Below are 8,408 nucleotides of genomic sequence, written 5' to 3' on the forward strand. Positions count from 1 at the left end.
TACCCAGCGCCACCACCCACGCGATTCGGGACGTGCTCCAGCTCGCGGTCTGGGCCCTCTAGGTCCGCAAGACAGGCCTCAGGTTGAGTGCTACGGTCGGGATTAAGTTGAGGGCATCCTCAAGTTCGCCGCATCCGTGCATCCGTGCATCCGCGTACCCGTGTATCCGCGTATCCGTCCGCCGTCGAAGGGCACCGTCATGTCCGCAGCACCCACTCCGCCCGGGCCCACCTCGTCAGAACCCGGGGTCGCCGTCGTCATCGGGGTCGGCCCCGGCCTCGGCATGTCCATCGCCCACCGCTTCGGCCGCGAGGGGTACGCGGTGGCGCTGGTGTCCCGCAGCGACACCCGGCACGCCGACTACGTCGCGTCACTCGCGGCGGCGGGGATCGAAGCCGGTGCCTACGTCGCCGACGTGCGCGACAGCGAGCAGCTCGGGTCGGTGCTCGACACCGTCGCCGAGCGGTACGGGCACATCGATGTCGTCTACTACGGGCCGGGCGCCCTCGACCTCGACGCGCGCCCCAAGTCGATCACCGAGGCCGACTCCGCCGACGTCCGGGAGGCGATGAGCTGGATGTATCCGGCCGTCGACGTGGTGAACAGGGTGCTGCCCGGCATGGTCGAGCGCGGCGGCGGCGCGCTGGTCTTCGCGGGCGGACTCAGTGCCGTGGTGCCGATGCCCACGCTCGGCGCGCTCGCCGTCTCGTCGGCCGCCCTGCGCAACTACGCCCTGACCCTCAACGCCGCGCTCGCCGACCGGAAGATCTACGTCGGCAACCTGGTCATCGGCGGACTCATCGAGCGGGGCGACATCCACGGGTACGTGACGGCGCACCCGGAGCGGTTCGGGAACCTGGCCGACAGGACGCTCGACCCGGACGAAATCGCCGACGCCGCCTGGGAGTTGGCGGCGCGGCGAGATCGGGCGGAGGAGACGTTCAGCGTGCTCGGCTGAGGATTTCCAACCGGGTCACGCCGGATCGCGCAGGGTCGAGCCGGGTCATGCAGGGTCGTGTCGGGTTACGCCGGGTCAGGCCTTGTCCCCGCCGAAGCGCTCCTTGTACGTCTCCAGGTCCTCGTCCGTGAGCTTCGCGAAGAGGACCGGGGGGACGGTGAAGGGGGTGCCCGCGGGGACCGTGGACAGGGACTTCGCCTCTTCCTGCGAGACCCAGGTCGCCGTGTCGGCCGGGAGCGCGAACGCCGCGCGCATCGCCGCCGACGAGGACGGGATGAAGGGTTCCGAGACCACCGCGTAGAGGTGGATCAGGTTCATCGCGGTGCGGAGGGTGAGGGCCGCGGCCTCCGGGTCGGTCTTGATCTCCAGCCAGGGGGCCTTCTCCTCCAGGTAGGAGTTGCCGGCCGACCACAGGGCGCGGAGCGCCGCCGCGGCCTTGCGGAACTGGAGGGACTCCATCTGGGTCTCGTACTCGGCGAGCAGGCCCGCGATCTCCTCGCCGAGCTTCGTCTCCGGCTCGCCCGCGTCCGTGCCCGCCGGGACCTCGTCGCCGAAGCGCTTCTTCGAGAAGGACAGGACGCGGTTGACGAAGTTGCCGAGGGTGTCGGCCAGGTCCTTGTTCACCGTGGCGGTGAAGTGCTCCCAGGTGAAGGACGAGTCGTCCGACTCGGGGGCGTTGGCGATCAGGAAGTAGCGCCAGTAGTCCGCCGGGAGGATGGCCAGGGCCTGGTCGGTGAAGACGCCGCGCTTCTGGGACGTGGAGAACTTGCCGCCGTAGTACGTCAGCCAGTTGAAAGCCTTGACGTAGTCGACCTTCTTCCACGGCTCGCGTACGCCGAGCTGCGTGGCCGGGAACATCACCGTGTGGAACGGGACGTTGTCCTTCGCCATGAACTCCGTGTAGCGGACCGGGTTCTCGCCCTGGTCGGACTCGTACCACCAGGACTTCCAGTTCCTGTTCTCCGGGTCCTCGTCCGACCATTCCTTCGTCGCGCCGATGTACTCGATCGGGGCGTCGAACCAGACGTAGAAGACCTTGCCCTCCGCGGCCAGCTCCGGCCAGGTGTCGGCGGGGACCGGGATGCCCCAGTCCAGGTCGCGGGTGATCGCGCGGTCGTGCAGGCCCTCGGTGAGCCACTTGCGGGCGATGGAGGACGCCAGCTGCGGCCACTCCTCCTCGTGGGCGGCGACCCACTCCTCGACCTCGTGCTGGAGCTTCGACTGGAGGAGGAAGAGGTGCTTGGTCTCGCGGACCTCCAGGTCCGTGGAACCGGAGATCGCCGAGCGCGGGTTGATCAGGTCGGTCGGGTCCAGGACGCGGGTGCAGTTCTCGCACTGGTCGCCGCGGGCCTTGTCGTAGCCGCAGTGCGGGCAGGTGCCCTCCACGTAGCGGTCCGGGAGGAAGCGGCCGTCGGCGGGGCTGTAGACCTGGCGGATCGCGCGCTCTTCGATGAAGCCGTTCTCGTTCAGGCGGCGGGCGAAGTGCTGCGTGATCTCCCTGTTCTGGGGGGACGAGCTGCGGCCGAAGTAGTCGAAGGCCAGCGCGAAGCCGTCGTAGACCGCCTTCTGCGCGTCGTGCGCCTGCGCGCAGAACTCCGCTACGGGGATGCCCTGCTCCTTGGCGGCCAGTTCCGCCGGGGTGCCGTGTTCGTCCGTCGCGCAGATGTACAGGACCTCGTGGCCGCGCTGGCGGAGGTAGCGGGAGTACACGTCCGCCGGGAGCATGGACCCCACCATGTTGCCCAGGTGCTTGATCCCGTTGATGTACGGAAGGGCGCTGGTGATGAGGTGTCGAGCCATCGGGGGCTGCTCCCAGTTCGGTCTTCGGTCAGGCTGCTGGTCGTACTTGCGAACCTTGAAATCGTAGCCGACATGGGTGTGCCGCCCGCCTCCCGTTTTACGGGGTGGGAAGCGGGCGGCACGTTGTCCTACGGCTGTGCGGTTACGGGCGCCAGTCGATCAGGACGCCGTCGTAGAGCTCCGCGTCCGTGAGCTCCAGGGGGGTCGGGCCCGCGTGGAAGAAGGCCGTGTTGTCGGTCTTCAGCTTGCGGAGGTAGTCGAAGGCCTTGTTCTCGTGGTCGCCGAACGCGACGAACGAGAAGAACACGGAGGCGTGGGACTTCGCGGCGTCCGTGAGGGCCTGGGTGGCCGGGGTCTTCGCGTCCGGGGCGCCGTCCGTCTGGAAGACGACGAGGGCGGGGGCGCCGGGGGTGGCGTTCTTGTCGTAGTGCGCCAGTACGGCTTCTACGGCGGCGTGGTAGCTGGTGCGGCCCATGCGGCCGAGGCCGGCGTGGGCCTCGTCGATCGCGTTCTCGGGGGAGGTGGGGGTGAGGTCTGTGGTGCCGTCGACTTCGGTGGAGAAGAAGACGACGTGGACGGTGGCCTCGGGGTCCAGGTTGGCCGCGAGGGCGACGGTCTGGTCGGCGAGGGCTTGGGCGGAGCCGTCCTTGTAGTACGGGCGCATGCTCGCGGAGCGGTCTAGGACGAGGTAGAGCTTCGCTCGGGTACCGGTGAGGTTGGCCTTGGCGAGAGCGAGCGCGGCGGAGCTGCTGCCCACGGCCTCGGCTACGCCATCGGCCTCGATGCTTTCCCCACCCGCACCGCCCGTGATGCTTTCGTCGTCGGGTGCGGGTGGCCCCTGTGGGGCGTCCTCGCCATCGGCGGCCGCGGCCAAGGGGGCGGGCACCTCTGCGTCCGCCTCCGCGTCCGCGGCGACCGGCTCCGCTGCCGGTTCGGCGACGGGTTCCGCCACCGGTTCCGCTGCGGGTTCGGGGGTGATGGCCTCGGCCGCCACCGGCTCGGACACATCTGCGGGCGCCTCGTCGAGCACCGGCTCAGCCGCCTCGGCAGTCACCGGCTCCACCTCGGGCTCGGCCTCCGCGACCGGCTCCGCTTCAGCCTCCGCCTCCGGCGTCACCTCAGCCGCAGGCTCTGCCTCCGCCTTCGCCTCGACAACCGGCTCAGCAACAACCTCAGTCGCCGGCTCAACCACGACCTCGGTCACCGGCTCAGCGGTCACCTCGATCACCGGCTCCGCGACCGCCTCAGCAGTCGGCTCGGTGACTACTTCGATCACCGGTTCCGCAACCGCCTCGGTCTCAGCCGTCGGCTCCGCGACCGCCTCGGTCACAGCCTCCGGCTCAACATCAGCCTCAGTCACCGGCTCCGCGACCGCCCCGGTCACAGCCTCCGGCTCCCGCGCAGCCGAACCCCCGCTACCCTCCGCCCCTTCCTCCGACGTCGCCGGCTTCGGGACCGTCACGTTGTCGAAGGCCAGCGCGACGAGGTCGTGCTCGTCGTCGTCCTCCAGCGTGGAGGACGGGCGGGGCTCCGGGACCTGGGGTGTTGCCGCAGGGGACGGGGTGGGTGTCGAGGTGAGGTCGGGTTCTGTGGAGGGGGACGGGACCTTGGCGTCCGGTTCTCCTGTCACCGTTGTCACCGTGGTCGGCTGCTCTTGCGAAGGAGTGCGTTCCGCACTCTCTGTCTCGGCGGCACGCTCCTTGCGTGACCTGCCGAACGCATTCCGCAGGAGAGTGAGAATGCCCATGTGCGCAACCCTTCGCGTGAGTTGAAGCCGTCAATCCCTGGCCAGGACGGACACGTAAGGTTAGCGGCCTCGGATGGCGATCTTAGGCATGGGCGAGGCGCGTGAGACGCGTCTCGTCAACACCCCCTGTTTCAGCCACCACTTCGCTCACCCGTTCACCTGCCCGTTCGTGGCGGACGCCACGATGTGATCTCAGTGCGGTGACGCGATCGCCCGCGCCGCCGCCACCTCCTGCCGCAGCGGCTCCAGCACACTGTCCGCCGGGCCCGTCAGGTCCGTACGGACCTCCACCAGCACCTCCGACTCGCGTACGCCCTCCGACAACTCGCGCAGTTGGCGAGCCACTTGGGTCACCTCGGCCGGTGACGGCGGTGGCGCTCCGTGTTTCACCCGTACCCTCGCCGCCGTCGTCGCGTCGACGATCCGTTCCACGGCCACGACGAGCGGGAGCCAGCCGGCGGCCAGGCGGCCGGTGGGCGGGGGTTCGGTGAGGGCGCGCTGGAACTCCGTACGGATGACGGACAGGTCGCGGTAGAGGCGGCGGCGCATACGGGCACGGGCCGCCGGGTCCACCTCCGCACCGGCACCAGGGCCAGGACCAGGACCGGCACCAACACCAACACCAACACCAACACCAACACCAACACCAACACCAACACCAGGACTCTCCGACGTGCCGAACGCCGACTCCACATACCTCGCCGTGTCCGTCACCGCCTCCGCCAAGCGGTCCCCCACCCGTGTGTGCCAGCTCTCCGGCCAGAGGAGATATCCGGCCACCAGCGCGATCCCGCAGCCGATCAGCGAGTCCACCAGGCGGGGGAGCAGCAACGCCGTGCCCTGGTGGTTCAGGACGTCGGAGAGGAGCAGGATCACCGGCGTGATCGCCATCGTCTGGTAGCCGTAGCCGCGGGGGGTCAGGGCCGGGATCAGCGGGGCCAGGAGGAGCAGGACCAGTACGTCCCACCAACCCCGCGGTACCACCGACAGCACCGCCGCCGCGATCACCAGTCCCGCCACCGTGCCGAGCGCGCGCAGCAGCGCCCGGGAGAAGACCGAGCCGAAGTCGGGCTTCAGGACGAACGTGATGGTCAGGGCGACCCAGTACGAGCGCGGGACGGGGACGGACGACACCAACACCTGCGCCAGGCCGATGCAGACCGCCAGGCGTAGGCCGTAGCGCCAGGAGCCGGAGGACAACAGCACATTGCGCGCCGCTCTCGCGGTGCGGATGCGGAGGGCGGCCGGGCGGCCCAGGCGGTCGTCGATGCCCCTCGGGTCCACGTCCGGGGCTGTGACCACCTCCGCCGCGTGGCGCAGGGCGTGGTCGACCGCGCGGGTCGTCTCGCCGGTGGGGGTGGGGAGGTCGAGGCCTATCGGGCCCGTGTAGCCGGTCTCCACGGCGTGGGCGAGGTGGCGGACCGTCTCGCGGATCTGGGGTGGGAGCGGCCGGCCGGACTGGTGGACCGCGGGGGCCGCCTCGACCACCGGGGTGATGGCGTTCAACTGGGCCAGGAGACGGGTCAGTTCGGGGCTGCGGCCGTGGTGGCGGGCTCTGCGGGCCAGGACCAGGTCGTACGACTGGTTCAGGGATTGCGTGACTGCCTGGCGGGCCGCGTCGTAGGCCGCCGTCGGGTCGTCGCCGCAGGTGGAGAGGAGGTCGGCGACGGTGCGGTAGGTGTTCGCGACCGCCGATCGCTCCGGGACTCCGGAGCGCAACGGCCAGGCCAGCAAGGCCAGGAGGAGGACCAGGAGGCCGCCGCCGGACATCAGGGCGGGGGCCAGCCACCACGCGCCGGGGAGCGGAAGTCCCGCGCCGATCACCGAGTTGAGGAGCAGAAGCAGGCCCGATACGGAGGCCACCGCGCCGATCGTCGAGATCATCCCGGAGACGAGCGCGACGCCGGTGAGCGCGGCGACGGCGTACCAGCCGTGGCCGTACACCGCGGAGCCGAGCGTGACGCCGATCGCGCCGAAGAGCTGGGGGATCGCGATGTTGAGGATCCGTATGCGGTAGGCGTCGGCGGTGTCGCCGATGACGCCGGAGAGGGCGCCCATGGAGGCGAGGGCGCCGTAGGCCGGTTGTCCGACGGCCAGGCCGATGGTGAAGGGGAGGGCCATCGCGACGGCGGCGCGGGCGATGGCCGGCCAGTTGAGGGGGGCCTGCTGGGGTTGGAGGTTCCTCACCAGCCAGTCGGGGGGTGTGAGGCCGATGGGGAACTCGCGGGACATGCGCCCATTATGGGCAGCCCCTCTGCCTATTCGTGCTGGTGGAGCGTGATGTCGACCAGCAGGGCGCGGTGGTCGGTGTCGGCCAGGTCGAGGAAGCGGGCGCTGTTCGCGGAGAAGTCCGGGGAGAGGAGGACGTGGTCGATCTGGGTGCCGAAGGTCGGCGCGAATCGCTCCGGCCAGCTGGGTGTGCGGTTCTGGCCGGACATGCGGGCGCCGTCGCGCAGGCCCGTGTCCAGGATGCGGCGGAACGCGGCATGGTCCTGGGAGGAGTTGAAGTCGCCGGCGAGGATCGTGGGGGTGGCCGGGTCGGTGGCGGCGAAGGTCCGGAGCCGGCCCAGTTCCCGGCGCCACAGGGCGACCTGGTTCGGCAACGGGGGCATGGGGTGCGCGAGTTGGAGCCGTACGGAATGGCCGTTCACGTCGGCCACCGCGCCCGGCATGCCCATCGTGCCGGTGACGCCCTTCGTGCCCTTGAGCGGGAAGCGGCTCAGGATGACCGAACCGTGCGAACCGGCCGCCGCCACCGCCCGCCGGTAGGGGAACTCGGTGCCGAAGTCCCTGCGCAGCGTGGCCTGGCAGGTGTACTCGCACTCCTCCACGAACACCACGTCCGGCCGCTCCCGCCGGATCACCGGCACCAGCGAACCGGTCCCCCGCCCGAACTCGACGTTCGACGTCAGCACCCGGAACCGGGCGATCGCGGGACCGCTCGCGTCACCGCTCTTCCCGTACGGCTCGATGAACCACGCCAGCAGGCCCAGCACGGCGACGCCCCACACCAGTCCGAGCCGCCAGCGGGTGAGGAGGGAGAGGAGCAGTCCGAAGCCGGTCGGGACGAGCAACCAGGGCAGGAACGCGAGGAGTTGGGGGACCGGGGTGATGCCGTCCGTGTCGGCCGTACGGCAGCCGACGACCACGCTCACGACCGCGAACAGCAGCCCGGCACACCATCTCGTGAAGCGGCGCGCGCGATGGTGTTCGGGCACGAAGTCGGCGGCGGTCCACTCGGAGGTCGCGGTGCCCAAGTGATGACCTTCCCGTCTTGGGAGCAGGTGTCCGAATCATCCCACGTGTTCCGGGATCATCCACGTGTTCCAGGGTTATCCGACGTGTGCCAGGAACTCCCCCAGCATCTCGTTGAACTCCTTCGGGCGTTCGAGATTCGGCAGATGGGCCGCGCCCTCGATCACCCGGAGCGTGGAGTCGGGGAGCGCCGCGTGCATCGCCTCCGCGTCGGAGACGGGGGTGTAGGTGTCGTCGGCGCCCACGACCACCAGGGCCGGGACCGTGACCCGGGTCAACAGGTCGCGGTAGTCGGGGCGTTGGGCGCGGGCGCGCAGGGCGGCCGCGGCGGACCCGGGTTCGGTGGCCGTCATCATGCCGTGGACGTGCGCCTTGACCTGGGGGTCCGCGGACGGCGCCACCATCCGCTCCAGGACCTCGTCGGCGTAACCGCGCATGCCCTCCCGCAGGAGCCGGTCGGCTGTCGTGTCGCGGGTGCGGGCCGCCTCCGGGGTGTCCGCCGACGGGAAGGTGTCGGCGAGGACCCCGAACTCACCGAGGTACTACCGGAGTTCGCCGACGGGTACGCCGCCCAGTACTACGTCGGCCACGGCGCCGAGTTCGGTGAGGAGGTGCAGGGATTCACCGTCGACGGCTCGGAAGGCGTCG

General features: G+C 70.3%; 5 protein-coding genes and 2 pseudogenes. 2 read left to right on the plus strand and 5 right to left on the minus strand.

Features of this window, described 5'->3' with window-relative positions; all coding sequences use genetic code 11:
- Positions 1-199 precede the first annotated feature (199 nt).
- Complete coding sequence (locus ACNFOC_RS46185; protein WP_416964991.1) at positions 200-958, plus strand: SDR family NAD(P)-dependent oxidoreductase; 759 nt, start codon at positions 200-202, stop codon at positions 956-958.
- Between the two features lie 75 nt (positions 959-1,033).
- Here the strand turns inward: ACNFOC_RS46185 and metG are convergent, their stop codons facing one another.
- From metG to ACNFOC_RS46210, 5 genes and pseudogenes are all read right to left on the minus strand, one after another.
- Positions 1,034-2,758: a methionine--tRNA ligase gene (gene metG / locus ACNFOC_RS46190; RefSeq protein ID WP_416964992.1), complete on the minus strand. Its 1,725-nt coding sequence runs from the start codon at positions 2,756-2,758 to the stop codon at positions 1,034-1,036.
- Positions 2,759-2,900: 142 nt separating this feature from the next.
- Positions 2,901-4,505, minus strand: coding sequence for a VWA domain-containing protein (locus ACNFOC_RS46195; RefSeq protein WP_416964993.1), 1,605 nt, complete (start codon positions 4,503-4,505; stop codon positions 2,901-2,903).
- 192 nt (positions 4,506-4,697) lie between these two features.
- Positions 4,698-6,737, minus strand: coding sequence for an FUSC family protein (locus ACNFOC_RS46200; RefSeq protein WP_416964994.1), 2,040 nt, complete (start codon positions 6,735-6,737; stop codon positions 4,698-4,700).
- A 26-nt stretch (positions 6,738-6,763) separates the two neighbouring features.
- Positions 6,764-7,762, minus strand: coding sequence for an endonuclease/exonuclease/phosphatase family protein (locus tag ACNFOC_RS46205; protein ID WP_416964995.1), 999 nt, complete (start codon positions 7,760-7,762; stop codon positions 6,764-6,766).
- Positions 7,763-7,837: 75 nt separating this feature from the next.
- Positions 7,838-8,284 (minus strand): annotated as a pseudogene (locus ACNFOC_RS46210) (alpha/beta fold hydrolase); the annotation flags it as partial.
- Here ACNFOC_RS46210 and ACNFOC_RS46215 point away from each other — a divergent pair.
- Positions 8,285-8,408, plus strand: a pseudogene (locus ACNFOC_RS46215) (aromatic ring-hydroxylating dioxygenase subunit alpha); the annotation flags it as partial.

It is taken from the genome of Streptomyces colwelliae (genome assembly GCF_048158785.1).
GTDB lineage: Bacteria > Actinomycetota > Actinomycetes > Streptomycetales > Streptomycetaceae > Streptomyces.

What these genes read in the sequence shown, in the direction of transcription:
- ACNFOC_RS46185 (WP_416964991.1), top strand. Translation starts at nt 200, where the DNA reads ATGTCCGCAGCACCCACTCCGCCCGGGCCCACCTCGTCAGAACCCGGG.
- metG (WP_416964992.1), bottom strand. Translation starts at nt 2,758, where the DNA reads ATGGCTCGACACCTCATCACCAGCGCCCTTCCGTACATCAACGGGATC.
- ACNFOC_RS46195 (WP_416964993.1), bottom strand. Translation starts at nt 4,505, where the DNA reads ATGGGCATTCTCACTCTCCTGCGGAATGCGTTCGGCAGGTCACGCAAG.
- ACNFOC_RS46200 (WP_416964994.1), bottom strand. Translation starts at nt 6,737, where the DNA reads ATGTCCCGCGAGTTCCCCATCGGCCTCACACCCCCCGACTGGCTGGTG.